The sequence below is a fragment of the Agrococcus sp. Marseille-P2731 genome (assembly GCF_900117395.1).
Classification (GTDB): domain Bacteria; phylum Actinomycetota; class Actinomycetes; order Actinomycetales; family Microbacteriaceae; genus Agrococcus.
The window spans coordinates 23427-49208 of the sequence record NZ_FPEG01000003.1 but is presented as its reverse complement, the minus strand read 5'-3'; the positions used below and the strand labels follow the sequence as shown (position 1 = coordinate 49208).

At 72.8% G+C, this 25782-nt stretch carries 22 protein-coding genes and 1 riboswitch; of the genes, 14 read left to right on the top strand and 8 right to left on the bottom strand.

The window, feature by feature from the left end:
- Positions 1-154 precede the first annotated feature (154 nt).
- Together BQ6202_RS08365 and BQ6202_RS08360 are read left to right on the top strand one after the other, a co-directional pair.
- Positions 155-2305 carry a DEAD/DEAH box helicase gene (locus tag BQ6202_RS08365; protein WP_442855766.1) on the top strand — a complete coding sequence of 717 codons (2151 nt, stop codon included), beginning with the start codon at positions 155-157 and terminating at the stop codon, positions 2303-2305.
- A 31-nt stretch (positions 2306-2336) separates the two neighbouring features.
- Entirely contained in the window at positions 2337-3080 is a 744-nt protein-coding gene (locus BQ6202_RS08360) for a class I SAM-dependent methyltransferase (protein WP_072314051.1), read from the top strand.
- Here the strand turns inward: BQ6202_RS08360 and BQ6202_RS08355 are convergent.
- The 5 genes from BQ6202_RS08355 to BQ6202_RS08335 all read right to left on the bottom strand — a co-directional run bounded on the left by BQ6202_RS08355 (position 3059) and on the right by BQ6202_RS08335 (position 6679).
- Positions 3059-3763, bottom strand: a complete 705-nt coding sequence (locus tag BQ6202_RS08355) for a DsbA family oxidoreductase (protein ID WP_072314050.1) — start codon at positions 3761-3763, stop codon at positions 3059-3061. The genes BQ6202_RS08360 and BQ6202_RS08355 overlap by 22 nt on opposite strands.
- A 70-nt stretch (positions 3764-3833) precedes the next feature.
- Positions 3834-4295, bottom strand: coding sequence for a hypothetical protein (locus BQ6202_RS08350; RefSeq protein ID WP_072314049.1), 462 nt, complete (start codon positions 4293-4295; stop codon positions 3834-3836).
- A complete protein-coding gene (locus BQ6202_RS08345; RefSeq protein ID WP_072314048.1) occupies positions 4292-4924 on the bottom strand; it encodes a CDP-alcohol phosphatidyltransferase family protein in 633 nt (210 codons plus the stop codon). The genes BQ6202_RS08350 and BQ6202_RS08345 overlap by 4 nt, the downstream gene beginning before the upstream one ends.
- 67 nt (positions 4925-4991) lie before the next feature.
- Complete coding sequence (locus BQ6202_RS08340; protein ID WP_083587142.1) at positions 4992-6086, bottom strand: FUSC family protein; 1095 nt, start codon at positions 6084-6086, stop codon at positions 4992-4994.
- Positions 6029-6679, bottom strand: a complete 651-nt coding sequence (locus BQ6202_RS08335) for a TetR/AcrR family transcriptional regulator (protein ID WP_072314047.1) — start codon at positions 6677-6679, stop codon at positions 6029-6031. Before BQ6202_RS08335 ends, BQ6202_RS08340 begins: the two co-directional genes overlap by 58 nt.
- Positions 6680-6751: 72 nt before the next feature.
- Here BQ6202_RS08335 and BQ6202_RS08330 point away from each other — a divergent pair, with 72 nt between their 5' ends.
- From BQ6202_RS08330 to BQ6202_RS08320, 3 genes are all read left to right on the top strand, one after another.
- A complete protein-coding gene (locus BQ6202_RS08330) occupies positions 6752-7159 on the top strand; it encodes a VOC family protein (protein ID WP_072314046.1) in 408 nt (135 codons plus the stop codon).
- An 82-nt stretch (positions 7160-7241) separates the two neighbouring features.
- Entirely contained in the window at positions 7242-8783 is a 1542-nt protein-coding gene (locus tag BQ6202_RS08325) for an MDR family MFS transporter (RefSeq protein WP_072314045.1), read from the top strand.
- Positions 8784-8817: 34 nt separating this feature from the next.
- Positions 8818-9522: a hypothetical protein gene (locus BQ6202_RS08320; RefSeq protein ID WP_072314044.1), complete on the top strand. Its 705-nt coding sequence runs from the start codon at positions 8818-8820 to the stop codon at positions 9520-9522.
- 13 nt (positions 9523-9535) lie between these two features.
- Here BQ6202_RS08320 and BQ6202_RS08315 read toward each other — a convergent pair whose 3' ends face one another.
- The 3 genes from BQ6202_RS08315 to BQ6202_RS08305 form a co-directional block, all read right to left on the bottom strand.
- Complete coding sequence (locus BQ6202_RS08315; RefSeq protein ID WP_072314043.1) at positions 9536-10696, bottom strand: LOG family protein; 1161 nt, start codon at positions 10694-10696, stop codon at positions 9536-9538.
- 62 nt (positions 10697-10758) lie between these two features.
- Positions 10759-13821 carry an AAA family ATPase gene (locus BQ6202_RS08310; protein WP_072314042.1) on the bottom strand — a complete coding sequence of 1021 codons (3063 nt, stop codon included), beginning with the start codon at positions 13819-13821 and terminating at the stop codon, positions 10759-10761.
- Entirely contained in the window at positions 13818-15017 is a 1200-nt protein-coding gene (locus tag BQ6202_RS08305) for an exonuclease SbcCD subunit D (protein WP_072315051.1), read from the bottom strand. Before BQ6202_RS08305 ends, BQ6202_RS08310 begins: the two co-directional genes overlap by 4 nt.
- Positions 15018-15128: 111 nt before the next feature.
- On the opposite strand from BQ6202_RS08305, the gene BQ6202_RS08300 reads away from it, so the two are divergent.
- The 9 genes from BQ6202_RS08300 (at position 15129) to gcvP (ending at position 25756) form a co-directional block, all read left to right on the top strand.
- Positions 15129-17963 (top strand): Na+/H+ antiporter subunit A, encoded by a 2835-nt coding sequence (locus BQ6202_RS08300; RefSeq protein WP_159433630.1) that lies wholly within the window; start codon positions 15129-15131, stop codon positions 17961-17963.
- Positions 17960-18415, top strand: coding sequence for a Na(+)/H(+) antiporter subunit C (locus tag BQ6202_RS08295; protein ID WP_072314040.1), 456 nt, complete (start codon positions 17960-17962; stop codon positions 18413-18415). The genes BQ6202_RS08300 and BQ6202_RS08295 overlap by 4 nt, the downstream gene beginning before the upstream one ends.
- On the top strand, positions 18415-19923 hold the full coding sequence (locus BQ6202_RS08290; protein WP_083587141.1) for a Na+/H+ antiporter subunit D: 1509 nt from the start codon (positions 18415-18417) through the stop codon (positions 19921-19923). Before BQ6202_RS08295 ends, BQ6202_RS08290 begins: the two co-directional genes overlap by 1 nt.
- On the top strand, positions 19920-20450 hold the full coding sequence (locus BQ6202_RS08285; protein WP_072314038.1) for a Na+/H+ antiporter subunit E: 531 nt from the start codon (positions 19920-19922) through the stop codon (positions 20448-20450). The genes BQ6202_RS08290 and BQ6202_RS08285 overlap by 4 nt, the downstream gene beginning before the upstream one ends.
- Complete coding sequence (locus BQ6202_RS08280; protein ID WP_072314037.1) at positions 20450-20866, top strand: MrpF/PhaF family protein; 417 nt, start codon at positions 20450-20452, stop codon at positions 20864-20866. Before BQ6202_RS08285 ends, BQ6202_RS08280 begins: the two co-directional genes overlap by 1 nt.
- On the top strand, positions 20863-21234 hold the full coding sequence (mnhG, locus tag BQ6202_RS08275) for a monovalent cation/H(+) antiporter subunit G (protein ID WP_072314036.1): 372 nt from the start codon (positions 20863-20865) through the stop codon (positions 21232-21234). The genes BQ6202_RS08280 and mnhG overlap by 4 nt, the downstream gene beginning before the upstream one ends.
- A 30-nt stretch (positions 21235-21264) precedes the next feature.
- Positions 21265-21351, top strand: a riboswitch (glycine riboswitch).
- Positions 21352-21414: 63 nt separating this feature from the next.
- Positions 21415-22557: a glycine cleavage system aminomethyltransferase GcvT gene (gcvT, locus tag BQ6202_RS08270; RefSeq protein WP_072314035.1), complete on the top strand. Its 1143-nt coding sequence runs from the start codon at positions 21415-21417 to the stop codon at positions 22555-22557.
- Positions 22554-22913: a glycine cleavage system protein GcvH gene (gene gcvH / locus BQ6202_RS08265; protein ID WP_072314034.1), complete on the top strand. Its 360-nt coding sequence runs from the start codon at positions 22554-22556 to the stop codon at positions 22911-22913. The genes gcvT and gcvH overlap by 4 nt, the downstream gene beginning before the upstream one ends.
- Positions 22913-25756 (top strand): aminomethyl-transferring glycine dehydrogenase, encoded by a 2844-nt coding sequence (gcvP, locus tag BQ6202_RS08260; RefSeq protein ID WP_072314033.1) that lies wholly within the window; start codon positions 22913-22915, stop codon positions 25754-25756. Before gcvH ends, gcvP begins: the two co-directional genes overlap by 1 nt.
- Positions 25757-25782 lie beyond the last annotated feature (26 nt).

Sequence of the window (25782 nt, the reverse complement as noted above, 5' to 3'; positions counted from 1 at the left end):
CTCGCCGGTGTCACATCGTGGCATCCCGCGCACCGCAGCCGCCGTCGCCGGCTCGTCGGGCCGCCGCCGCACATGCAAGCCGTGTCGGGCGGGGCGCTCGTCGCAGCATGAACGCCGGGGTCGTGACATCGGCCCCGCCTCGAATGGAGGACATGTGGCAGACGCCGCGATCATCGATGCGCCTCAGGCGGATGCCGATCCCTCGGACATCCTCGCGCCGGACGCATCAGCCGAGCACCCGTCGCGCGACCGCGACGCGCTCATCCCGCAGCTCGCCCGCGCCGTCCGGCAGGTCGAAGCGGGCGTCAAGCGGGGCGCGGCATCGCGCTCGACCCGCGTCAAGCTGCAGGTCGTCGCCATGCTCGCGCGAGAGGAGCGCGCCCGCGTGCGCGCCGACTCCGCGCTGACCGACGCGCAGCGCGCCGAGGATCTCAAGCGCCTCGACGGGATCGCCATGATCCTGGCCAAGGCAGCCAGCCGCGAGCCCACGCTCCTGCCGCTGCTCGGCGAGGGCGCACCCATCACCGACGCCGTGCGGGAGCGCAAGCGCGAGATGCTGCTGGCCGCCGGGCTCGAGCCCGAGGTCGAGCAGCAGTCGGCACCCGAGCCCGAGTCCTCCGAGCCGCTCGCGCCGCAGGTCGTGCCGCCGTCGGTGCGCCGCGTGCAGCTGGCGAAGCCGTTCCTCGAGCCCGACTTCTCGCACATCCGCCGCAAGCCCGAGCGCGATCGGCTCGCCGGCTTCGACCTGCTGTCGCCGCTCTACCTCTCGTTCGAGGTCGCGGCCGACGGCAAGCCCGCCTGCATGCCCCTGCCCGAGCCCCAGCGGCGCATCGCGCCCGGGGGCAAGGAGCTCATGCTCCACCAGGCGCAGCTCGTGCAGTCGGCGCGCGAGGGCCACCGCACCTTCCTGCTCGCCGACGAGCCCGGTCTCGGCAAGACCGCGCAGGCACTGCTGGCAGCGCAGGCCGCGAACGCCTTCCCCCTGCTCGTCGTGGCGCCCAGCGTCGTCAAGATCAACTGGGCCCGCGAGACCGAGCGCTGGGTGCCCGGTCGACGCGCGGCCGTCGTCCAGGGTGACGGCGACGCGCTCGACGCCTTCGCCGATGTCGTCGTCGTGAACTACGAGGTGCTCGACCGGCACCTCAGCTGGCTCGAGCGCTTCGGGTTCCGCGGCATGGTCGTCGACGAGGCCCACTTCATCAAGAACACGCGCTCGAAGCGCTCGCGGCACGTGCTGCAGATCGCCGCGGCGCTGCGCGAGCGCATCGGCAACCCGCTGCTGATGGCGCTGACGGGCACGCCGCTCATCAACGACATCGAGGACTTCGGGGCGATCTGGCGGTTCCTCGGCTGGATCGACCAGAAGGAGCCGAACGCCGAGCTGACGGACGACCTGGAGGAGATCGGCCTGACGCCGATGGATCGCGGGTTCTACCCCGCGGCCCGCAAGGCCGTCATCGACATGGGCATCGTGCGCCGCCGCAAGATCGACGTCGCGAGCGACATCCCCGCTCGTCGCATCGCCGACATCCCGGTCGAGCTCGACGAGACCGAGGTGCGCTCCATCCGCGCTGCCGAGCGCGACCTGATCGACCGCATGCTGCGGCGCTACGACGCGGCGCTGCTGCAGCGCACCGCCGACCACGACGCCGCGATCGACGACGAGCTCATCCGCCGCATCGCCCGCAGCGAGGTCGAGACGCAGGAGGGCGGCACGGGCGAGAACGTCTTCGCGCTCGCCCGCCGCATCGGTCGTGCCAAGGCCGATCTCGCCGCCGACTACACCGCGCAGCTCGCGCACTCGGTCGGCAAGGTGGTCTTCTTCGCGAAGCACATCGACGTGCTCGACACCGCAGAGCAGAAGCTCGCGAAGGCCGGCATCAAGACCGTCTCGATCCGCGGCGACCAGACCCCGACGCAGCGCCAGCGCGCGATCGACGCGTTCACGACCGACGAGTCGGTGCAGGTCATCGTCTGCTCGCTCATGGCCGCGGGCGTCGGCGTCAACCTGCAGGCTGCCGCCGACATGGTGATCGCCGAGCTCTCGTGGACCGACGCCGAGCAGACGCAGGCGATCGATCGCATCCACCGCATCGGGCAGTCGATGCCCGTCACGGTGTGGCGCATCCTCGCCGCGCAGACGATCGACACGCGCATCGCCGAGCTGCTCGACGCGAAGGCGGGCCTCGTCGGCCGCGCGATCGACGGCACCACGGGTGACGAGCCCACGAGCGGTGACCTGCGGCTCGAGGCCGTCGTCGGCATGCTGCACGACGCCGTCGCGGCGCGCGCTCGCCGCGCGTAGCGATCCGGCAGGGCGAGCGCAGAGGACAGCCGTGGCAGACGCGATCTTCGAGGACCCGCGCCTGGCCGCGGTGTACGACGCGCTCGATCCCGACCGCAGTGACCTCGAGGTCTACGTCGCGCTCGTCGCAGACGAGCTCGGCGCCCGATCGGTGCTCGACATCGGCTGCGGCACGGGCACCTTCGCGATCATGCTCGCCGACCGCGGGCTCTCGGTCGTCGGCGTCGACCCCGCGCGCGCATCCGTCGACGTCGCCCGAGGCAAGCCAGGTGCTGACCGCGTCGAGTGGCACGTCGGCACGGCGGATGCGCTGCCGCCGATGCGCGTCGACGTCGCGACCATGACGGCGAACGTCGCGCAGGTCTTCGTCGACGACGCCGCGTGGGGTGCGGTGCTCGCGGCCGCCTACGAGCGGCTGCGCCCAGGGGGCATGCTCGTGCTCGAGGCGCGCAGGCCCGAGCGCCGGGCGTGGCTCGAGTGGACACCGGAGGCGACGCGGCAGCTCGTCGACGTGCCGCACGAGGGTCCGGTGGAGGACTGGGTCGAGGTGACGGCGGCGGATGCGACGGCCGACGGCGGTGCGATCGTCACCTTCGTCTCGCCGACGGTCTTCCACCGGGACGGGCACCGCATCGACTCGACGTCCACGCTCCGCTTCCGCCCGCGCAAGTCGATCGAGCGCTCGCTCCTCGAGCGCGGCTTCGACGTCGTCGAGGTGCGTGACGCGCCGGACCGGCCGGGCCGCGAGTGGGTCTACGTGGCGCGGCGCCCCTGAGCCGACTCGGGCGCGGCGGCCTCGCCAGTGCCCGCATCGAGCGCGAGCGTGCGCGCCTGCTCGAGCGCCTGCGCGAAGACCTCGGCGGGCTGGGCGCCGGAGAGCCCCAGCCGCATGTCGAAGACGAAGAACGGCACGCCCGTGACGCCCAGCTCCTGCGCCTGCGCGATGTCGGCGCGCACCGCCGGCAGGTGCCGCTCGTCGGCGAGCGCCTCGCGGATCTCCCGCTCGTCGAGGCCCGCGCTCGTGCCGATCGCGACCAGCGCGTCGACGTCGCCGATGTCGACCCCGCGCTCGAAGTGGGCCGACAGGAGCGCGTCCTTCACCGCATCCGCGACCCCGGCCCGGGCGTGCGCCTTCGCCAGGTGCAGCAGCTGGTGCGCGCGCAGGCTGTTGGCGACGACGAGGGCGTCGAAGTCGTAGGCGAGGCCCTCACCGGCGGCCTGCTGCGTCACGTGCTGGAACATCTCGCGCACCTGCGCGACCGGCATGCCCTTGCGCTCAGCGAGGTACTCGGCCTCGGTGCCGTCGTAGTGCTCCGGCAGGCTCGGGTCGAGCTGGTACGAGTGCCACGTCACCTCGACCTCGTCCCCGTGCTCCCAGGCGCGCAGCGCCCGCTCGAACCGCCGCTTGCCGATGAAGCACCACGGGCACGCCACGTCTGACCAGATGTCGATCTGCATGCTCGAGGCAACAGCGCGAGTCGCGGAACGATTCCGACGCGGGCTCGCGCGGGCCGTCAGCGCGTGGGGCTCAGCGAGGCAGCTCGTCGATGAGCGCGTCGGCCTCCGGGTCGTCCCAGTCGTCGAGGTCGAAGTCGTCGCCATCGTCGACGGCGGATGCGGTGGGCGCCGGAGCGGGAACGACCAGGGGGTCGTCAGCGGGGGCATCGGCGTCGTCGCCGAGCCAGGCGTCGGCGGCGGCGTCGAGCTCGCCGCCCTCCTCATCGGCGTCGTCGTCGTCGCGCTCGTCGTCCTCAGCGAGCTCGTCGCGCAGCCACTGCGCGAGGGTGCCATCGGCCTCGGCCTCGACGAGCGCCTCGACGTTCTCCTCGTCGAGCAGCAGGATCGCCGACACCTTGGAACCGTCGCGACCGACGATGGAGTCGGCGTCGCCGTCCTCGCCGGCGACGCGCTCGACCGTGTCGTGCCACCCGGCCATCACGTCCTCGACCCGTGCGGCGATCCGCTCGCGGTCGTCAAGCCAGTCGCTCATCGATCTCCCTCATCGATCCCACCCGTCTGCTGCACCTCTCCAGTCTGCACCCGTCGCGGGCGTCGCGCCTGCACGATGTAATCGATGCCGGCCACGACGTGCAGGCCGACGCCGAGCACCATCAGGGTCATGCCGACCGGCATCGCCCAGGGGAGCACCGTGTGGCCGATCAGCAGCACCACGATGGCGGTGAGCAGCAGCGCCGTGCGCACCTTGCCGGCCCACGACACGTGGATGCTGCCGTCGCGGGCCGCCTGGCCGGCGAGCGCGACCGTGGCGACGTCGACCGCGAACAGCACCGCGAGGATCCACCAGTCGACCGCGCCGCCGAGCGCGAGCGCGAGGGTCACGCCGATGATGCCGATGCGGTCGGCGACCGGGTCGAGCACCTCGCCCAGGCGCGACTCCTGGTGCAGGGCGCGCGCGAGCACGCCGTCGATCCAGTCCGTCGCCGCCCAGAGCGCGAGCAGGATCACGGGCAGCCATGAACCCGGTGCACCGACGACGATCAGCCAGCACACCGGCACGAGCAGCAGCAGCCGTGCGAGGGTGACGATGTTGGGCAGGGTCAGGATGCGCGTGAAGAAGGGGTCGTCCGGATCGCGGTCGCGAGCCGAGATGAGGGGCATGCATTCTTGATAGCACGCGCAGGCGTCGAGCCGCCGCAGACCCGTCGCCGTCCGGCGCGCGGGTGGTTCACGGCCGCCGCGTCCACCAGCGCGCGGTGGCGAGCCCGACGGCGATGCCCACGAGCGCGCCGATGATCGACTCCAGGAGCCGGTCGACGAGCAGCACCTCCACCGGCGTCGGCGAGGCCAGGTGCACTGCGAGCAGGGCCAGCGGTGTGACGAAGACCATCGCGATGCCGTAGTTGCGGCCGATGAGCAGCTCGGCGCCGAAGACCGCCGCGCCCATCAGCGCGACGATGAGCAGGTCGCCCGGGTCCAGCGCGAGCACTCCGGCCGCGAGCAGGACGCCCACCGCGGTGCCCAGGATGCGGTGGATGCCGCGGGCGATCCCCGCGGTCACGGCACCGGCCGCATGGGGGACCACCGCGGAGACCATCGCCCAGTAGGGGTGGCCGATGCCGAGCACGATGGCGAGGCCGCCGGCGAGCACGACGCTGGCTGCGTAGCGGCCGACGCGGCGCAGCTGCACCCGGTGGCGGTCGCGCAGGCGGTAGTCGCGGTCGACCGGCAGCGCCTCCGCCTGCGGCAGCCCGCGCGCGACGCGCAGCGCGGTGCCCGCGGTGCCCACGAGCACCGCGAACGCGGCGGCGCACGCCGCCACGAGCGCGGCGATCCCGACATCGGAGAGCCCGACGCTCGGGATCGAGGCAGAGCCGCTGAAGGCGAACAGCGCGAAGAGCACCCCGGGCGGATGCCAGTCCTCGGCATCGGAGATGACGGAGACGAGCCCCGCGAAGGCCGCGCCGCCGAGCACCATCGCCCACGCGGGCTCCGGCAGGGTCGCCACGAGCGCGCCGAGCGCGACGGCGGCGACCATCACCGCTGCAGCCGTCAGCTGCATGACGAGCCGGGGCAGGTGCACGCGGTTGCGCCCGTACAGGGCGGCGAAGGATCCGAACGCCGCGAACGCCGCCAGCTCGATGCGGCCGATCGCCAGCAGCACCAGCAGCGGCGCGACGGTCGAGAGCATCACGCGCAGCGCGACGCGGTGCGCGCCGTCGTGCGGGCCGAACGCGAGCAGCGCCTCGCGGAACCCCGGCGCGCTCACGGCGACGGCGGTGTCGCCGAGAGCCCCAGGCGCACCATCTCGACGACGCGCCACGAGAGCATCCGCCGGGTGTCGGCATCGAGCGAGCGGAGCGGGCCCTCCACCGTGAGGGATGCGAAGCCGTGCACGGCCGACCAGGCCAGCGCCTCGGCGCCGGGGCGAGCGGCGGGGGAGAGCTCGCCAGCGGCGGCGAGCGCGTCGAGTGCTCGCTCGAGCTGCTCGTAGGGCGTGCGGCCGCAGGCGCCCCGCGCCTCGTCGAGGTGCACGGCGTCGAGGTCTCGGTGCACGCGGAACGCGAGGCGGAAGAGCCCCGGCTCGCGCCACGCCCAACCGATGTAGCCGAGGCCGACCGCTGCGATCGCGCCGTCGGCCCACGCGCGGTCGGCGCCATCACCGCCTGCGATCGGGACCTGCTCGATCTCGTGCTCCATCGCATCCGCGACCTGCGCCAGCGCGCGCAGCGCGAGCGCCGAGACGAGCGACTCGTGGCTGTCGAAGTGCCGGTAGACCGCCGAGGGTGCGACGCCCGCTGCGCGGGCCAGCTCTCGCACGCTCACCGCGTCGGGCCCGCCCGCGCGGGCAGCTTCGAGGCCGGCGTCGAGCAGCGCTCTGCGCAGGTCGCCGTGGAAGTAGCCCGATCGTGCCATCGCTCTTGACGCTACATGCCTGCGACACCTAATGTGAACGCCGTTCACACTCGTTCGCACGGAGGAGCGGCCATGGCTGTCCAGATGATCTTCCCCAACTACGCAGTGGCCGACATCGCGCGTGCCACCGACTTCTACACCGCGCTCGGCTTCTCGAAGAACGAGATGTTCAGCGACGAGGACACGAGCTGCATGGTGGTGAGCGAGCAGGCGTCCATCATGCTGCTCGAGCACGACAAGTTCGACGAGTTCCTGGTCGGCGATCAGCGGCGCGCGCCGCAGGGCGCCGTCGAGAACCTGCTCGCCATGCTCTTGGGAAGCCAGGAGGAGGTCGATGCGTTCGCTTCAGCGGGCACGACCGCAGGCGGTACCCTTTCCAAGCCTGTCAAGGCGGATGAGTGGGGCATGTACGGCGGTCAGCTCACCGATCCCGACGGCCACATCATCGACTTCTTCTTCATGGAGGTCCCGCAGGCCTGACCTGCGCCGCCTTCTCTCACGCACCGACGCGAACCCAGCGGGAGCACTCCCGCTGGGTTCGTCGTCGCCTTCCCGGAGCACCATGCAGATCGACACCCAGAACGAGCGGCCCGTGCCGCACACCGCATCCGAGCCCCAGCGCCTGCCCGCCGGCGGCGCGCTCATCATCGCCACCCTGCTGGTGTCGGCCTTCGTCGTGATCCTGAACGAGACGGCGATGAACGTCGCCATCTCCACCCTCATCACTGACCCGATGCTCGGCATCGACGAGCGCGCGGCGCAGTGGCTCACGACCGCGTTCCTCCTCACGATGGCCGTCGTCATCCCGACGACCGGCTGGCTGATGGCGCGCTTCAGCAAGCGCACGCTCTACATCGCGGCCATGGGCACGTTCGTCCTCGGCAGCATCGTCGCCGGGTTCGCCCCGTCCTTCCCGCTGCTGCTGCTGGGCCGCATCGTGCAGGCCTCCGGCACGGCGATCGTGTTCCCGCTGCTCATGACCACGGTCATGCAGCTCGTCCCGCCCGCCCGCCGGGGCGCCTTCATGGGCACGATCTCGATGGTCATGTCGGTCGCACCGGCACTCGGCCCGACCGTCTCCGGCGTGATCCTGCAGTTCGGCTCGTGGCGCTGGATCTTCCTCGGCGTCGCACCGCTCGCGCTGCTGATGCTCCTGATCGGCGCCCGCAACCTCAGCAGCACCGCGCTCGACGACCGCCCCAAGCTCGACGGGCTGTCGATCCCGCTCGCCGCCTTCGGCTTCGGCGGCCTCGTCTACGGCCTCTCGCTGCTCGGCGCCGAGGGCCTGCCCGCCTGGCAGCTGCCGCTGGCGCTCGGCGTCGGTGTGCTGAGCCTCGTCGCGTTCGTGCTGCGTCAGCTGCGCCTGCAGCGCCGCGACGACGCGCTGCTCGACCTGCGCACCTTCCGCCACCCGCTGTTCACCACGACGGTCATCATCATGGGGCTCGCGATGGCGGCGATGTTCGGCACGCTCATCATGCTGCCGCTCATCCTGCAGGACTCCATGGGCCTCGAGCCGCTCCAGGTCGGTCTCATCACGATGCCCGGCGCGCTGCTCACGGGCCTCCTCGGTCCTGTGGTCGGCAACCTCTACGACCGCTTCGGCCCGCGGCCCCTCGTCATCCCCGGCGGCCTGGTCGTGCTCGCGGCGCTCGTGCTCTACACGACCCTCAGCCCGACGACGCCCTGGTGGATGGTCCTCATCATGCAGATGGTGCTGATGCTGGGCTTCGCCTTCACCTTCCCGCCGCTGTTCACGGTGTCGCTCGCGTCGCTGCCGAAGCGGCTCTACGGCCACGGCTCCGCCATCGTCGGCACCGTGCAGCAGGTCGCTGGCGCCGCGGGCACTGCGCTGTTCGTCACGGTCATGGCGACGCGGCAGGGGCAGCTGGTCGCCGAGGGCGTCTCGCGCGGCGACGCGCTGCTCGAGGGCGCGCGCCTGGCGTTCATGGGCGCCGCGGCACTGTGGCTCGTGGGTGTCGCCGCGACGTTCTGGATGCGCAAGCCCGCGGACGTCGTCGCCGAGGAGCCCGAGCAGGCACTCGCCGGTCACGCCGCGGAGGAGCCCGTCGTGCGCGAGGCCGAGGGGGCACCCCGCGCCTGACGGCTCCGCCCCCGACGCCCGATAGATTGCGGGCGTGGAAGAGATCCTGCGCTTCGCCGGCAGCTACTGGTGGCTCATCTTCATCATCGGGCCGGCGGTGGGCGGATGGGTCGGCGGCGTCGCGAAGTACAACGAGCGTCGGCGCCGCGACAGGATCGAGCTCGAGCGCGTGCGCCGGGCGCCGATGGCTCCCGTCGAGGGCGCCTCGGCGTCCGCCGCGGACAGCGCGAGGGCGGAGGCCGCTGCGAACCGCGATCGGCAGATCGAGCGGATCCTCGCCGATCATGACGAGGTCGACCGACGCTGGCTCGACTTCGAGCTGGATGTCGCGAAGCTCATCGACTACCCGCTCGTGACCGACATGCGCGAGCCGCTGACGCAGACCTTCCATCGCGCGAAGCGGGTCGCCGACGGGCTGCGACCGGATGAGCCGGGCGCGCTGCGCGTCGAGGGCGCGCTCGAGCGCTACCGCGACGCCGTGCGCGACTACGAGGTGGCCTTCGAAGCAGCGGTGCGCGAGGCGAAGCGGCGCGCGCAGAGCGACTTCGACGACGCCGAGCGCGGCCGCCTGCAGTCCGCGCAGCGCCTGATGGCGCTCGCCGAGAACGAGGCGTCGACCCCGGCGGAGCGGCAGAGCGCCTATCGGCAGGCGCGCCGCGAGCTCGACGGGCTCATCGCCCTGCCCGACGCCACCACGCACGACCTCGAGCGCCGCATCGCCGGCGAGATCGAGGCTTGAGGGCCGCCTGGGATCAGCGGCGATCCTCTGGCGCCGCCGCGTGCAGCGCCGAGCCGCCCGGTGACGGCTCGAACGCCGCGATCCTGGCCACCGCATCCGCCGCCGTGTCGACGAGCGCGATGCCGGCCTCGCCCGGCTTGCCGCGCATGACCGCCTGAAGCAGGGGCCACGCGGGCAGCGTCTCGGTCCAGAACCGCTCGCCGACGAGCACGAGCGGCGCCCACGCGCCCTCCTCGGCATAGGAGTTCTCGCACGCGTCCTGGAAGATCTCCTGGGTCGTGCCACCGCCGCCGGGCAGCACGACGATGCCGGCGTTCGCGACCCGCAGCAGGATGTCCTCCCGCATGGAGTTCTGGAAGTACTTCGCGATGGAGGTCGCGAAGGAGTTGGGCGGCTCGTGCCCGTAGTGCCAGGTGGGGATGCCGAGCGAGACGCCGTCGCCGACGCGCTTCGCGATGCTGCGCGCCGAGGCGATCCACTCCGGGATGGCACCGTGGAAGGAGGCGACGGCCGCGAGCTCGTCGATGGCGGCGTCGAGCTGGTCCGGTGAGAGCGCGACGGCCCGCGCGCCGAGGTTGCCGGCCTCCATCGCCCCCGGGCCGCCGCCGGTGGCGACGATGCGGCCGGCGCGCGCCAGCCCGTGCGCGAGGTGCGCGGTCTGGCGGTACTCGTCGGAGTCGCGCGACAGCGCGTGGCCGCCCATGATGCCGACGATCTGCTTGCCCTGCACCCACTCAGCGAGGGCGTCGTCGATCGAGTGGTCGTGCAGCGCTGCCGCCAACGTGTCGGCGACGTCGTGGTGGCGCGTGCGCGACCAGGCGTAGACCCGCGCGTCGAAGCTCTCGGCGTACCCGTGCTCGATGCCCTGCACGAGCTCGTCAGGCGTGTAGAGCGAGGAGCGGTAGGCGTTGAACGGCGTGTCGGGCACGTCGTCGAAGACGAGCGCGCCTTCGCTGATCAGCCGCTCCTTGGCCTGCTGCGGCAGATCGGAGCCCATGATGAGGGCGCCGTCGCCGTGCAGGCGCTCGAGCACGTCGCCGTGCTGGCGCAGGTCGACGTCCTGGATGCGCCAGCCGTGCATGCTCGCGGCGTCGCGGGAGAAGTGGTCGAACGCCGCGATCGACGAGATGTCGAGCCGTCGGCCGTGCTGCGGTCGCTGATCGAAGTCGCGCATGCGGGGGAGCCTACCCAGCGCGCGCAGTGCGTCCCCTGCGGCCCCTGGATCTGCCGGCGCGCTCAGCCGGTCGCGGGCGCTCCGGCGGGGGAGACGTCGATGCGGCTGCCGCCGCCAGGCTCCAGCACGACGCGGATGCGGGCTGGGATGCGCTCCTGCATCTGCTGCACGTGGCTGATGACGCCGACGCTGCGCCCACCGGCCCGCAGCTCGTCGAGCGTCGCCAAGGCCGCCTCGAGGGTGTCCTGGTCGAGGGAGCCGAAGCCCTCGTCGACGAAGAGCGTCTCGAGCGAGACCCCGCCGGATTCCGCCTGCACGACGTCGGCGAGTCCGAGCGCCAGCGCGAGCGAGGCGAGGAAGGTCTCGCCGCTCGAGAGCGAGGCCGCCGTGCGCGGCACGCCGGTGTGCGCGTCGAGCACCTCGATGCCGAGTCCGGAGGCCTTGCGCCGATATGCGGTCGACTCGTCGTGCAGCAGCGAGAACCTGCCGCCCGTCATGGTGGTGAGCCGAAGGTTCGCGGCATCGATGATCGCGCCGAGCCGCGTCGCGAGCACGTAGGTCTCGATGTCCTGCCGCAGCTCGTTGTCGCCCTGCAGCGCACGAGAGAGCGCTCGCACCGTCGTGGCCTCCGCCGCACCGTCGGCGAGTGCGCGGATGGCCTGCCTCGCGGCGGCGATGTCGGCGAGGGTGTGGTCGCGGCTCGTCGAGGCGGCGGCCGCCGCCTTCCCGGCGTCGCGCGCGGCGGCCTCCGTCGCCTCGAGGGCAGCGTCGAGCGGCGCCAGCGCCGGCGCCTCGCCTTCGAGGTCGGCGAGGTCGGGCTGCGCGAGCACGCCGCGCGCGCTCGCGACGGCGTCGTCGTGGGCGCGGATGCGCTGGCGCAGCGTCGTGCGGTCGCCCGGCGCGAGGCGCATGGCCGCGGTCGTCTCGCGCGCGGGCAGGCCGTGCTCGGCGAGCGCCGCGGCACCCGCAGCTGCGGCCTCCGACCGCTCGGCCAGGGTTCGACGGTGCTCAGCATCCGCATCGAGCCAGTCGCGGAGCGTCCGCGCTCGCGCCGTGCGCTCGGCCAGGAGCGCGCTCGCGCTAGCATGCTCGCCCCGTGCCTCGACGAGGCGCTGCCGGGCGTCGACGAGGCGGGCGGCAGCAGCGGCCTCGGCCGAGCGCGCGCGGGCGGCGTGCTGCTCGAGCTCGGCGATGCGCTCGTCCCGCCCGCGCGCTTCCTCGTCGTGCGCGGCCAGCAAGGCGACCTGCCTCGCCCGCTCGCGCTCGGCCTCGGTGCACGCGGCGCACTCGGACTCGGCCTCGGCGAGCGCCGCTTCGAGCGCTGACCGGTCGTCGTCGCCGGCGCGCGCCTCGACCGCGGCGAGCCGCCGCTCGAGCTCGCCCAGGGTGTCGTTGGCGGCGCGCGAAGCAGCAGCTGCCTGCTCGGCGGCATCGAGCGCCTCGCCGACGTCGTCGGCCGTGACGGCGTCTGCGCCAGGGGCGTGCGGGGCGGGATGCTCGATCGCGCCGCACACCGGGCACGCTTCGCCGTCCGCGAGACTCGACGCGATCTCGCCGGCGATGCCCGCGAGCCGGGCGGCCTGCAGGCGCTGGGCCTCGCCAGCGGCCGCCGCCTGAGCGGCAGCTGTCGTCGCCGCCGACTCGCGGGCACGCTCCAGCGGTCTCAGCAGCCGGTCGGCCTCGACGCGCGCCTCGAGCCGCTCGCGCCCGGCGTCGACCGCGCGCTCTGCCGCGCCGAGCCCTGCGGCGATGGTCGCGGCGCGCTCCCGCGCCTGCGCGATCGCCTCTCTGTGGGAGGGAGCCTCGGTGCGCTCGCGCCTCGCCCCGTCGACCGCGGCATCGGCGGCCGCCGCTGCTGCTGCGGTCGCCGTGGCCTCGCGCTCGAGCGCGGGCAGCTCGGCCTCGAGCCGCACGGCGGTGCCCGCCAGCGCGACATCGTCGGCGGCGGAGGCATGCGCCTGCTCGACCGCGTCGCGCTCGGGCGTCGGTGCGCTCTGCGCTCCTGCAGACGCGGCATCGGGCAGCGCAGCCTCCTCGAGTAGTCCTGCCCGCAGCAGTGCGTCCGTCGCGGCGGTCGCGGCCGTCGCAGTGCGCTCGGCAGCGCGGTCGGCGCGATCCCAGCGGTCGAGGGCGCTGGCGGCCTCTGCGGCACGGTCGGCGTCGGCGAGGATCGCGCGCTCGGCGTCGATCGCATCCGCGACCTCGTCGAGGCGACCGAGCGACCCCTCGGCCGCCGCGCGGCGGGCGAAGCGCTCAGCCAGGGCCCGCGCGGCGTCGCGCTCGAGCCGCGCCTCGCGCTCGCCCCGGGCCGCGCGCTCCGCAGTGCCCTCGGCGGCCGCGACGCGCGAGTCCAGCGCCGCCGCGGCGGACTCCAGCAGGGCCTCGTCGATCACCGCGGCGTCGGCGGGAGCGTCGGCGGCGGGAGCATCGTCGCCTGCAGGCGCACCCTGTCGCAGGTCATCGAGCACCGCGCGCACACGCCCGCCGCGCTCGTCGCGAACGCGCTCGAGGTCGCTGCGCTCGGTCTCGACAGACCTCGCGTCCTCCAGCAGCAGCTCGCGCAGCCGGCGCATGCTGCCGGTGCCGAAGAGCCGCTGCAGCAGCAGCTTGCGCTCGTCGCTCGAAGCCGCGAGGAACTTCGCGAAGCCGCTCTGGGCCAGCAGGATCACCTGCAGGAACTCATCCTTCGTCAGCCCGAGGGTGCGGCCGACCTCGACGCCGACGTCGCCGACGTTCGTCGACACCGCGCGCCACTCGCCGTCGATCAGCTCGAGCAGCTGGGCGGAGGCTCGCTCCTTCGTCGTGCCGGTGCCGCGCTGCTTGGGCCGCTCGTACTCCGGCGACCGCCGCACGCGCAGCACGCGCTCGCCGACGGCGAGCTCGAGCTCGACCCACGTCGCCTGCTCCGGGCCCGCGAGGTCGCTGCGCAGGTGCTGCTGCCTGCCGGCGTATCGCGGCGCGGATCCGTACAGCGCGAACGTCACCGCGTCGAGGATCGTCGACTTGCCGGCTCCGGTGGGCCCGGCGATCAGGTAGACCCCGTCTGCCTCGAAGGCGGCGAAGTCGATGGCGAACTCCTGCCGGAACGGGCCGAAGGCCGCCCCCGCGAGCCGGAGCAGCCTCATCGGGACGCCTCCTCGGCGGCGACCCGGCCCAGAGCGTCGCGCACCAGCGCAGCCTCGCGCTCGCTCGCGCCGGCCCCCTTGCGCACGTGGGCGAGGAATCCGTCGACGATCTCGGCCTCGCTGCGCCGCGCGAGTCGCTCGCGCAGCGCCACCTGCGGCGCCGTCTCTCCACCGATCCAGTCGACCTCCGCGCAGTGCGGCCAGCGCCGCTGCAGCTGCCGCATGGCGTCGATCGGCCGCAGCCGGTCGGTGAGGCGCACCCGCAACCAGTCGCCCTCCGTGCCGTCGTGGCGCGGGTCGACGAGCAGCTCGGCGAGCTCGCCCTCGATCGTGGTGAGCGCCCGCGGCACCGGCAGCCCGACCCACGAGACCGAGCCGAGCCCCTCCGCGTCGAGCTCGACGAGCCAGCCGCCGCGCTCGGGGGAGCGCTCGCGGAACGAGTAGTGCAGCGGCGCGCCCGAGTAGCGCACGGCGGGCGCGAGCACTTGACGCGAGTGGATGTGCCCGAGCGCGACGTAGTCGACGCCCGCGAAGGCCGACACCGGCACCACGTCGAGCCCGCCCGCTGTGATGTCGCGGGGGGCGTCGTCGAGCTCGCGCGCCGAGGCCTGCGCGGCCGCGGTCGGCGCATCCGCGGCATCGTCGCCCATCGCCGCAGCGAAGCAGTGCGCGAGCACGACCGCGCGCCCCGGGTGCTGCGCGCGCGAGGCGCGCACCGCGTCCATCGCCCACCGCACGGCCCCGGTCTGGCCGGTGATGCCGGCGTCGGGCAGGGCGGCGCGCAGCAGCACCGGCTCGAGGTAGGGCAGGGCGTAGACGTGCACGGGCCCGTGCTCGTCCGAGAGCTGGATGCGCCACGAGTCGGGGTCGAGCGCCTGCGTGCTCAGGTGCAGCCCGCCGGCCTTGGCGAAGCCGGCGTTGGCGCCCAACCGCGCCGCCGAGTCGTGGTTGCCGCTCGAGAGCACGATCTCGGCGCCGGCGGCGCGGATCTCGGCGAGCGCCCGCGTGAGGGCCTCGACGTGGCGCCCCGACGGCATCGCCGAGTCGTACACGTCGCCCGCGACGAGCACGACATCGATGCGCTGCTGGCGAACGGCGAGCGCTACCGCGTCGAGCACGCCGACGAGCGCTCCGAGCGTGTCAGCCCCGTGGAACGTGCGCCCGACGTGCCAGTCGGAGGTGTGCAGGAGCCGCATGCCACCACGGTAGAGGGCGCCGCCCACGTCGTTCCGCACCACCCGGCGCGGATAGGATAGGGCCAGCCCCTGCCCGCGCCTCGAGAGGGACTGCACCACGTGCTGCTCACTGTGACGACACTCGCCGTTCTCGGCGTCGTCGCGAGCGCGCTCAGCAGCCGCATGGGGCGCTTCGTGTTCCTGCTGCCCGCGGCGGCGAGCATCGCGGCCGCCGTCTGGTTCGGCATGCAGGCACCCTTCGTGGCCGATGGCGGCATCCTGCAGGAGCGCGTCGAGTGGATGCCCGTGCTCGGCATCGCGATCGACCTGCGCCTGGGATCGCTGCAGTGGTTGCTCGCCATGGTCGTCCTCGGGGTCGGCGGCCTCATCTTCATCTACTGCGCCTGGTACTTCGAGTCGAAGAAGCTCGCCAACCGCACCGTCGGCCTCCTCACGGGCTTCGCGGCGTCGATGCTGCTGCTCGTGCTCTCCGACGACCTCATCGCGCTGATGGTCGGGTGGGAGCTCACGACCGTCTTCAGCTATCTGCTCGTCGGCCTCAACCACCGCTCGGCGAGCAACCGCAGGGCCGCGCAGACCGCCCTCATCGTCACCACCATCGGCGGTCTGACGATGCTCGTCGGCATCATGCTGCTCGAGGCGGAGACCGGCTCCTTCTCGCTCGCGGCCATGCTCGCCGAGCCGCCGCAGACGGTGACCGCAGCGTGGGCCGCGGCGCTTATGGTGGTCGGGGCGCTCTCGAAGTCGGCCATCGTGCCCTTCCAGTACTGGCTGCCGGGCGCGATGGCAGCGCCGACGCCCGTCTCCGCCTTCCTCCACGCGGCGGCCATGGTCAAGGCGGGCATCTTCCTGATCGCAGCGCTCAGCCCCGCGTTCGTCGAGCTGCCCTGGTGGCGCTGGAGCCTCGTCACGCTCGGCATCATCACCATGCTGGTCGGTGCGCTGCGCGCCATGCGCCAGCTCGACATCAAGGTGCTCCTCGCCCACGGCACGGTCAGCCAGCTCGGCCTGCTCGTGACGGTGCTCGGCATCGGCACCCAGGCAGCGATGCAGTCGGGCCTGACGCTGCTCGCCGCGCACGCGGTCTTCAAGGCGGCGCTGTTCATGGTGGTCGGCATCGTCGACAAGTCGACCGGCACGCGCGACCTGCGCGAGCTCGGCGGGCTGGCACGACGGATGCCGTGGGTCGCGACGGCCGCGATCCTCTCGGCCGCGTCGATGGCCGGCATCCCGCCGGCGCTCGGCTTCCTGGGCAAGGAGGCCGCGCTCGACGCCGCGCTCGGCCCGGTCGACGGCGAGGTGACGGCGATCGGCTGGATCGCCTTCATCGGCATCGCGGTCGGCGCGGCGCTGACGGTCGCCTACTCGCTGCGGCTGCTGGTCGGCACGTTCTTCGGGCCGATGCGCACCGAGCCCAAGCGCCGCTCGAACCTGCTCATCGTCGCGCCGATCGCGCTGGCCGCCATCGGGCTGATCGGCGGCTTCAGCGGCGAGCTGATCACCTCGCTCCTCGCTCCGCAGGCCACTGCGGTGCCCGCGGGCGACGCCCCGCCGCACCTGGCGCTCTGGCACGGCATCACACCCGCGCTCGTCTCCTCCGCGGTCGCGTGGCTCGTCGGCTGGCTCGTGCACCGCCGCTTCGGCGGGCGCCGGCGCGCGCCGCACGGCCAGGATCCGCTGGAGCGGGCGTACCACGCGGGCATGCGCGGCCTCGACCGCGTGGCCGTCGAGGTGACCGGTCGCCTCCAGACCGGTTCGCTGCCCATGCACCTCACGACGATCCTGCTGGTCGTCGTCGCGTTCCCCGGCATCGCGCTGCTGCTCTCCGGGGCGCTCACGAGCGACCTGCGCCTCTACGACTCCGCCGGCCAGATCGCGACGGCCGTGATCGTGAGCATCGCCGCGGTCTACACGACCACCACGCGAGGTCGCCTCAAGGCGTTCATGCTGCTGTCCGTCGCCGGCTACGGCGTCGCGCTGCTGTTCCTGCTGCACGGCGCGCCCGACCTGGCCCTCACGCAGGCGCTCACCGAGACCGTCTTCCTCGTGATCCTGGTGCTCGTGCTGCGTCGCCTGCCGAAGTACTTCACGAACCGGCCGCTGCGAGCCGCGCGCTACCTGCGCGCCTCGCTGGGCATCGCGGTCGGCACCTTCGCGGCGCTCGCCTCCCTCGCGGCGCTCCAGTCGCGCACCGCCGAGCCGATCTCCCTCGGCTTCTACCAGTGGGCGTACGAGTTCGGCCACGGCGAGAACATCGTCAACGTCACGCTCGTCGACATCCGCGCCTGGGACACCCTGGGCGAGGTGGCGGTCGTGCTCGCCGCAGCCACCGGCGTCGCGAGCCTCATCTTCGTCCGCCGCCCGGTCGCGGGCACCGGCGTGCTGCGCCAGCGCCAGAGCGCGACCGGCCGTCGCACCTGGCTGCGCGGCGCGTTCGCCGACGAGCAGCGCTCGTCGCCCGTGCTCGAGATGATGACGCGCCTGCTGTTCCCGATCATGATGCTGGTCTCGATCTACCTGCTCGCGGTGGGGCACAACGAGCCAGGCGGCGGCTTCGCCGGTGGCCTCGTCGCGGGCGTCGCGCTCGCGGTGCGCTACCTGGCGGGCGGCCGCGACGAGCTGCTCGAGGCGGTGCCCTTCGACGCCGGCAAGCTGCTCGGCGGCGGCATGGCGGTCGTCGTGCTGAGCGTGGTGTGGCCCGTCTTCATCGGCGGCCGCATCGGTGAGTCCTACGCCATCGAGGCGGTGCTGCCGCTGCTGGGCGAGCAGAAGCTCGTCACGACCGTGTTCTTCGACGTCGGCGTGTGGCTGATCATCATCGGCGCGATGCTCGACTTCGTGCGCTCGCTAGGCGCCGGTGTCGACCTGCACGGCGAGCAGAACCTCGCCCCGCGTCCGCATTGGCGCTCCGACCGCTCGCTGCCGGCAGAAGGGGCCCGCCGATGACCCCCACGCTCATCCTCGCGATCGCGGGCGGCGTGCTCATCGCCGCCGGCATCTACCTGCTCCTCGAGCGCAGCCTCATGCGCATCCTCGCCGGCGTCATGCTCGCCGGCAACGGCGTGAACCTGCTGTTCCTCGTCGCCTCCGGCCCCGCGGGCCTCGCGCCGATCGTAGGCGAGGATCCCGAGCTGATCGCCGACCCGCTGCCGCAGGCCATGGTGCTCACCGCGATCGTCATCTCGCTCGCGACCGCCGCGCTCCTCCTCGCCATGTCCTACCGCTCGTTCCAGCTCGAGGGCCACGACGAGGTCGCCGATGACGTCGAGGACGCCATCGTGCGCCGTCGCGCGGAGGCCGACCTCTCGAGCGAGGCCTACGTCGACACCTCCACCGACCCGAACGACGACTCCGACTCCGAGTCCGGCGGCCGCTTCGACGGCGGGCGGGTGCGCTGATGGACCTCGCCAACCTCGTCCCCATCCCCGTGCTGCTGCCGCTGCTCGCTGCCGGCATCACGCTCATCCTCGCCCGGCACCCGGCCATGCAGCGCGTCGTCTCCGCGAGCACGCTCGCGGTGGTCGCGGTGGTCTCGCTCGTCCTGTGCCTGGCGGCGGATGCGCAGGGCCCGACCGTGCTGTGGGTCGGGGCCTGGCCGGATGGCCTGGGCATCGTGCTCGTCGCAGATCGGCTCTCGTCGCTGATGCTGCTCGTCTCGAGCATCGTGGTCGCGATCGTCGTGATCTTCCCCTCGCGCCGCGACATCGCCGACAGCGCCGACGGCGCCCCCGTCTCGGTCTTCCACCCGACGTTCCTGGTGCTGACCGCGGGAGTGTCGAACGCCTTCCTCGCTGGCGACCTCTTCAACCTCTTCGTCGGCTTCGAGATCCTGCTGTTCTCCTCGTACGTGCTGATCATGCTGGGCGCGACGCGAGAGCGCGTGCGCGCGGGCTCCACCTACGTGGTGGTCAGCGTCGTCTCCTCGCTGCTGTTCCTGCTGGCGATCTCCCTCGTCTACGGCGCGACGGGCACCGTCAGCTTCGCGCAGCTGCCGGAGCGGCTCGCCGCGCTCGACCCGGGGATGCAGCTCACCATCCAGCTGCTGCTGCTGGTCGTCTTCGGCATCAAGGCCGCCATCTTCCCGCTGCAGGCCTGGCTGCCCGACTCCTACCCGACGGCCCCCGCGAGCGTGACCGCGGTCTTCGCCGGCCTGCTGACCAAGGTCGGCGTCTTCGCGATCGTGCGGCTGCAGACCCTGCTGTTCCCGGAGAGCCCGCTCACCGACCTGCTGCTGGTCGTCGCGATCCTGACGATGCTGTTCGGCATCCTCGGCGCGCTCGCGCAGGGCGAGATCAAGCGTCTGCTCTCGTTCACGCTCGTCAGCCACATCGGCTACATGCTGCTCGGCATCGCGCTCGGCACGGAGCTGGGGCTCGGCGCCGCGATCTTCTACATCGTCCACCACATCCTGGTGCAGACGACGCTGTTCATCGTCGTCGGACTCATCGAGCGCGTCGGCGGCTCCACGAGCCTCGCGCGCCTCGGCGGGCTCGCCTCGGTGCCGCTGCTGGCGGTGCTCTACCTCGTGCCGGCGCTGAACCTCGGCGGCATCCCGCCGCTGTCGGGCTTCCTCGGCAAGGTCGCGCTGATGGACGCGGCCCTCATGCTCGACAACCCGCTCGCGCTCGTCGCGGTGATCGCCGGGGTCGTGACGAGCATCCTGACGCTCATCGCGGTCATCCGCGTGTGGCAGCGCGCCTTCTGGCAGGATCGCGGCGAGGACGACGACCGCGTGCACTCGCTCCGCGTGCTGCCGCGCATCTGGGTCGTCGCCGCATCGACCCTCGTCGCCATCACGGTCGCGCTGACCGCGATCGCGGGGCCGCTGACGGACTACGCCTATCGTGCGGCGGTCGACATCCACGGCGGGGCGTACCAGGCCGCCGTCGAGGAGGCGATCCCGTGAAGCGACCCAAGCTCCGCTACCGGTTCTCGATCGTCACCACCGTCGGGCTGGCGGTCGTCTGGATGATGCTGTGGGGCGAGCTCACGCTCGGCGCCGCGCTCTGGGGCGTCATCATCGCGCTGCTGATCCAGGCCCTCTTCCCGCTGCCCGACGTGCCGGAGCTCGAGTTCTTCCGGCCCCTCGGCTTCCTGCGGCTCGTCGCGGTCACGCTGTGGGGACTGGTGGTCGCGAGCTTCGAGGTCGCGCTCAAGGTGCTCGCGTTCTGGCGCCCGACGCAGAACGCCATCATCCGCGTCCGGCTGCGCAGCGACTCGATCTTCATCACCGCCATCACCGCCGAGCTGACGACGCTCGTGCCAGGGTCGGTCGCGATGGACGCGGGCGACCGCTGGCTGCTCGTGCACGTCTTCGACGCCTCGACGCCCGAGCGAGTCGAGAAGGCCCGTGCCAAGGTGCTAGAGGCAGAGGCGACTGCGCTGCGCGCCTTCGGCACCGCGGCCGACCGGGCGCTGCTGGAGGAGCGCTGATGGATGTCATCCTGATCATCGCCGGCGTCATGCTGGTGGTCGCCGCGGCGCTGACGCTCGTCCGCATCGTGCGCGGGCCCGGCCCCGCCGACCGCGTGGTCGCGACCGACGTGCTCATCACGACCGTCGCCGGCTCGCTCGCCGTCGAGGCGGCGATCAACCACCAGCGCTACACCCTGCCGGTCATCCTCGTGCTGTCGCTGCTCGCCTTCGCAGGCACGGTCTCGATGGCGCGCTTCGTCGCGGGCCGCGAGAGCGTCGTGGGCACCGGCCCCGATGCGAAGGGTCCCGCCCCTGACGCGACCGAGGGTGACGCGCCCGCCGAGGGCGAGGCAGCCGGACCGCTCGGGGACCGCTCGCAGGAGGACGCCGGCCAAGTGCCGGACGTCGGGCGCGAGGGGAAGGAGACCCCGTGACGATCGAAGGTGCACTGGACGTCGCGGGCGCGGTGCTGATCCTGATCGGCGCCTTCTTCACGCTGACGGCGGCCGTGGGGCTCGTGCGGCTGCCCGACGTGCTGAACCGCATGCACGCGGCCTCCAAGCCGCAGTCGCTCGGCTTCCTGCTGCTGTGCGCCGGGCTGGCGCTCGTGCTGCGCGATCCCGGGGCGACCACCCTGCTGATCCTGGCGGGAGGCATGCAGCTCGTCACGGCGCCCGTCGCGACCCAGATGATGGGCAAGGCGGCCTACCGCACCGGCCAGTTCCGCTCCGACATCGTGGTCGTCGACGACCGCTCCCCGAACGGTGACGATGATCCCGCCGGGCGCGACGAGAACGGGTAGGATCGGCTCAGCACATACAGCCGGCCGCTGCACGCCCGTGCGGGAGAGCTCCTTCGGGAGCACCGAAGGAGCAAGCCTCCCCGCCAAACTCTCAGGTTCTAGAACCGCTCGGGAAGGCCGCACTGGAGCAGATCGGCGACGATCGGCGACTGTGGGGGAGTCCAGAGCGATGGAGGACTCATGACCGGCACCGATCCCACAGGCGCAGCAGGCGGCCCCGCTGCCCCGCCGCGCACGCCGCTGCTCGCGATCCACGAGGCGGCGGGCGCGCAGCTGATCGACTTCGCGGGCTGGCAGATGCCGGTCCGCTACGGCTCCGACCTCGCCGAGCACGAGGCCGTGCGCGAGCGGGCGGGACTGTTCGACCTCAGCCACATGGCAGAGCTGCGCGTGAGCGGCCCCGACGCAGCCGCGCTGCTCGACCACGCGCTCGCCGGCCGGCTCTCCGCCCTCGAGCCGTGGCAGGCGAAGTACTCGCTGCTGCTGGCCGAGCACGGCGGCATCATCGACGACCTGATCGTGTACCGCACGGGTGACACCGAGTTCCTGGTCGTCGCCAACGCCTCCAATCGCCACGCGGTGCTCGACGCGCTCCGCTCGCGCGCGGCGGGCTTCGACGCCGAGATCATCGACGAGACCGAGCAGACCGCGCTCATCGCGGTACAGGGCCCCGCATCGCTCGCCATCGTCGAGCGCCTCGGGCTCGAGTCCGAGCCGCTCGAGGGGCTGCGCTATTACCGCAGCCTGCCGGGCGTCTTCGAGGGCGAGGACGTGCTGATCGCCCGCACCGGCTACACCGGCGAGGACGGCTTCGAGCTCTACATCGCCGCCCACGCGGCTGAGGACCTCTGGCGCGCCATCCTGCTCGCCGGCGAGGAACACGGCCTGACGCTCTGCGGCCTCGCCGCCCGTGACACGCTGCGCCTGGAGGCCGGCATGCCGCTCTACGGCAACGAGCTCTCGCTCGACGTGCTGCCGACGCAGGTGGGGCTCGGTCGCGTCGTCGCGCTGAAGACCAAGGGCGACTTCGTGGGCCGTGCCGCCATCGAGGCCGGCCCGGCTGCCGAGGCCCCGGTGCTCGTCGGCCTGACCGCCGAGGGCCGCCGCGCGCCTCGCGCGGGCTACCCGGTGCTCGACGGCGACCTCGTCGTGGGCGCCGTGACGAGCGGCGCGCTGTCGCCGACCCTGGGCCACCCCATCGCGATGGCCCTCGTCGAGCCCGGCTCGGCGACCTCCGACTCCCTGTCCGTCGACGTCCGCGGCACCCGGCTGCCGGCCGTCACCACCCAGCTGCCGTTCTACAAGCGAGAGGCCTCAGCATGAGCGAGACGAAGTACACCAAGGACCACGAGTGGGTCCGCGCCGAGGGCGACGTCGCCACCGTCGGCATCACCGACTTCGCGCAGGCACAGCTCGGCGACGTCGTGTTCGTCGACCTGCCGGGCGTCGGCCGCAGCTTCGCCGCCGGTGAGGCGATCGGCGAGATCGAGTCGACCAAGTCGGTCGGCGAGCTCATCGCGCCCGCCGCCGGCGAGGTCGTCGAGGTCAACGACGAGGTCGCGGGCGACCCCACGCTCGTCAACTCGGGCGCCGAGGGCGAGGGCTGGCTCGTGAAGCTGCGCTTCACCGACGAGCCCGAGCTGCTCGACGAGGCCGCCTACCGCGAGCTCACCGCCTGATGCGTCCGTTCGTCGACCGCCACATCGGCACCGATGCGGCGGCGCAGCAGGTCATGCTCGAAGCGATCGGCTTCGACTCGCTCGAGGCGCTGATGGATGCCGCGGTGCCGTCCGGCATCCGCAGCGCCGGCGCCGACATCGGCGAGGCCGCCTCCGAGACCGCTGCGCTCGCCGAGCTGCGGGCCCTCGCCGGCCGCAACCGGGTGCGCCACAGCGCCATCGGCCTCGGCTACCACGGCACCGTGACGCCCGCCCCGATCAAGCGGCTCATCCTCGAGAACCCCTCGTGGTACACCGCCTACACGCCCTACCAGCCCGAGATCAGCCAGGGCCGGCTCGAGGCGCTCATCAACTTCCAGACCATGGTCGCCGACCTCGCCGGCCTCGACATCGCGAACGCCTCGATGCTCGACGAGGGCACGGCCGTCGTCGAGGCGATGCTGCTCGCGCGCCGCGCCTCGAAGTCGGCCTCGTCGGTGTTCGTCGTCGATGCCGACCTGCTGCCCCAGTCGAAGGCGCTGCTGCGCCACCGCGCGCACGCGACGGGCATCGAGCTCGTCGAGCTGCCGCTCGCGCACACGGCCCCGGCCGACCTGCCCGACTCCTTCGGCGTCATCGCCCAGCTGCCCGGCGCATCCGGCCTCGTCTGGGATGCGCGGGGCATCTTCACCGCTTCGGCCGAGATGGGTGGCGTGCCGGTCGCAGCCGCCGACCTGCTCTCGCTCGCGCTCATCGAGGCGCCCGGCACGCAGGGCGCGCAGATCGCCGTCGGCTCGTCGCAGCGCTTCGGCGTGCCGATGGGCTTCGGCGGGCCGCACGCCGGCTTCATGGCGGTCGCGCAGCGCCTCACCCGGCAGATGCCGGGCCGCCTCGTCGGCGTCTCGCAGGATGCCGACGGCTACCCCTCCTACCGCCTGACGCTGCAGACGCGCGAGCAGCACATCCGCCGCGAGAAGGCGACGAGCAACATCTGCACCGCGCAGGTGCTGCTGGCCGTGATGGCCTCGTTCTACGGGGTCTACCACGGGCCTGACGGCATCCGGGCGATCGCCGAGAGCGTGCACGCCGTCGCGTCGCGCTTCGCCGCAGCCGCGCGCGCGGCCGGTGTCGAGCTCGTGCACGACGCGTTCTTCGACACGGTGCGGATGCGCGTTCCCGGTCGGGCGGCTGAGCTCCGGTCCCGTGCCGCCGACGCCGGCATCCTCGTCCACGCGGTCGACGGCGACACCCTCCACGTCGCCTTCGACGAGACCTGGGCGGAGGTCGGCACGGGCGTGCCGCTCGCCGACCTGCTCGAGGCGCTCGGCATCGCCGAGGCGGGCGAGGGGGAGCGCGCGATCCCCACGTCGCTCGAGCGCACGACCGAGTTCATGACGCACGAGGTCTTCGCCGCGCACCGCTCCGAGACGCAGCTGATGCGGTACGCGAAGCGGCTCTCCGATCGCGACTACGCGCTCGACCGCGGCATGATCCCGCTCGGCTCCTGCACCATGAAGCTCAACGCGGCCGCAGAGATGGAGGCCATCACCTGGCCCGAGTTCTCGCAGCTGCATCCCTACGCACCGATCGAGGATGCCGCTGGCACGCTCGAGCTCGTCGACCAGCTGAGCGAGTGGCTGGCGAAGATCACCGGCTACGACACGGTGTCGCTGCAGCCCAACGCCGGTGCGCAGGGCGAGCTCGCCGGCCTCATGGCGATCCGCGGCTACCACCGGTCGCGCGGCGACGAGCACCGCGACGTCGTGCTGATCCCCGCGTCGGCGCACGGCACGAACGCGGCGAGCGCCGTGCTCGCCGGCTGCCGCGTCGTGGTGGTCGCGACGAGCGAGAGCGGCGATGTCGACCTCGCCGACCTGGAGGCGAAGATCGCGGCGCACGCCGACGACCTCGCCGGGCTCATGATCACCTACCCCTCGACGCACGGCGTCTACGAGGCAGAGGTGCGGCGCGTGTGCGAGCTCGTGCACGACGCTGGCGGCCAGGTCTACATCGACGGCGCCAACCTCAACGCGCTGCTCGGGCACGCGACCTTCGGCGACATGGGTGGCGACGTCTCGCACCTCAACTTGCACAAGACCTTCTGCATCCCGCACGGCGGCGGCGGACCGGGCGTCGGCCCGGTCGCGGCGAAGGCGCACCTCGCGCCCTTCCTGCCCCGCGACCCGCGCGACGAGCCGCAGGTCGTCGACGGGCTCACCCTCGGCGCCAACCCGCTCTCGGCCGCGCCCTGGGGCTCGGCGTCGATCCTGCCGATCTCGTGGGCCTACGTGCGCATGATGGGGCACGGCGGCCTGACGAAGGCGACCGCGAGCGCGGTGCTGGCGGCGAACTACGTCGCCGCGCGCCTGAGCGAGCACTTCCCGGTGCTGTACAGCGGCGAGCGCGACCTCGTCGCGCACGAGTGCATCCTCGACCTGCGGCCGCTGAAGGAGGCGACGGGCGTCTCGAACGACGACGTCGCCAAGCGCCTGGTGGACTACGGGTTCCACGCGCCGACGATGTCCTTCCCGGTGGCGGGCACGCTCATGGTCGAGCCGACGGAGTCGGAGGACATCGCCGAGATCGACCGCTTCATCGATGCGATGATCGCGATCAAGGCCGAGGCCGACGCCATCGGGCGCGGCGAGGTGCCGCTCGAGGAGAGCGCGCTGCGCCGGGCACCGCACACCGCGGGCTCGATCGTCCACGGCGAGTGGGATCGGCCGTACTCGCGCGAGCAGGCGGTATTCCCGGTGCCGGGTGTCGAGCGGGCCAAGTACTGGCCGCCGGTCGCACGCATCGATCAGGCCTTCGGCGACCGCAACATCGTCTGCAGCTGCCCGCCGGTGGAGGCCTTCGCCTGATGCCACCGTCCGCTGGTCGCGCCGCA

Bases quoted from the DNA above. Each gene is read 5' to 3' on its own strand.
- BQ6202_RS08355 (WP_072314050.1), bottom strand. From the start codon at position 3,763: ATGCAGATCGACATCTGGTCAGACGTGGCGTGCCCGTGGTGCTTCATC.
- BQ6202_RS08350 (WP_072314049.1), bottom strand. From the start codon at position 4,295: ATGAGCGACTGGCTTGACGACCGCGAGCGGATCGCCGCACGGGTCGAG.
- BQ6202_RS08345 (WP_072314048.1), bottom strand. From the start codon at position 4,924: ATGCCCCTCATCTCGGCTCGCGACCGCGATCCGGACGACCCCTTCTTC.
- BQ6202_RS08335 (WP_072314047.1), bottom strand. From the start codon at position 6,679: ATGGCACGATCGGGCTACTTCCACGGCGACCTGCGCAGAGCGCTGCTC.
- BQ6202_RS08330 (WP_072314046.1), top strand. From the start codon at position 6,752: ATGGCTGTCCAGATGATCTTCCCCAACTACGCAGTGGCCGACATCGCG.
- BQ6202_RS08325 (WP_072314045.1), top strand. From the start codon at position 7,242: ATGCAGATCGACACCCAGAACGAGCGGCCCGTGCCGCACACCGCATCC.
- BQ6202_RS08315 (WP_072314043.1), bottom strand. From the start codon at position 10,696: ATGCGCGACTTCGATCAGCGACCGCAGCACGGCCGACGGCTCGACATC.
- BQ6202_RS08310 (WP_072314042.1), bottom strand. From the start codon at position 13,821: ATGAGGCTGCTCCGGCTCGCGGGGGCGGCCTTCGGCCCGTTCCGGCAG.
- BQ6202_RS08305 (WP_072315051.1), bottom strand. From the start codon at position 15,017: ATGCGGCTCCTGCACACCTCCGACTGGCACGTCGGGCGCACGTTCCAC.
- BQ6202_RS08295 (WP_072314040.1), top strand. From the start codon at position 17,960: ATGACCCCCACGCTCATCCTCGCGATCGCGGGCGGCGTGCTCATCGCC.
- BQ6202_RS08290 (WP_083587141.1), top strand. From the start codon at position 18,415: ATGGACCTCGCCAACCTCGTCCCCATCCCCGTGCTGCTGCCGCTGCTC.
- BQ6202_RS08280 (WP_072314037.1), top strand. From the start codon at position 20,450: ATGGATGTCATCCTGATCATCGCCGGCGTCATGCTGGTGGTCGCCGCG.
- gcvT (WP_072314035.1), top strand. From the start codon at position 21,415: ATGACCGGCACCGATCCCACAGGCGCAGCAGGCGGCCCCGCTGCCCCG.
- gcvH (WP_072314034.1), top strand. From the start codon at position 22,554: ATGAGCGAGACGAAGTACACCAAGGACCACGAGTGGGTCCGCGCCGAG.
- gcvP (WP_072314033.1), top strand. From the start codon at position 22,913: ATGCGTCCGTTCGTCGACCGCCACATCGGCACCGATGCGGCGGCGCAG.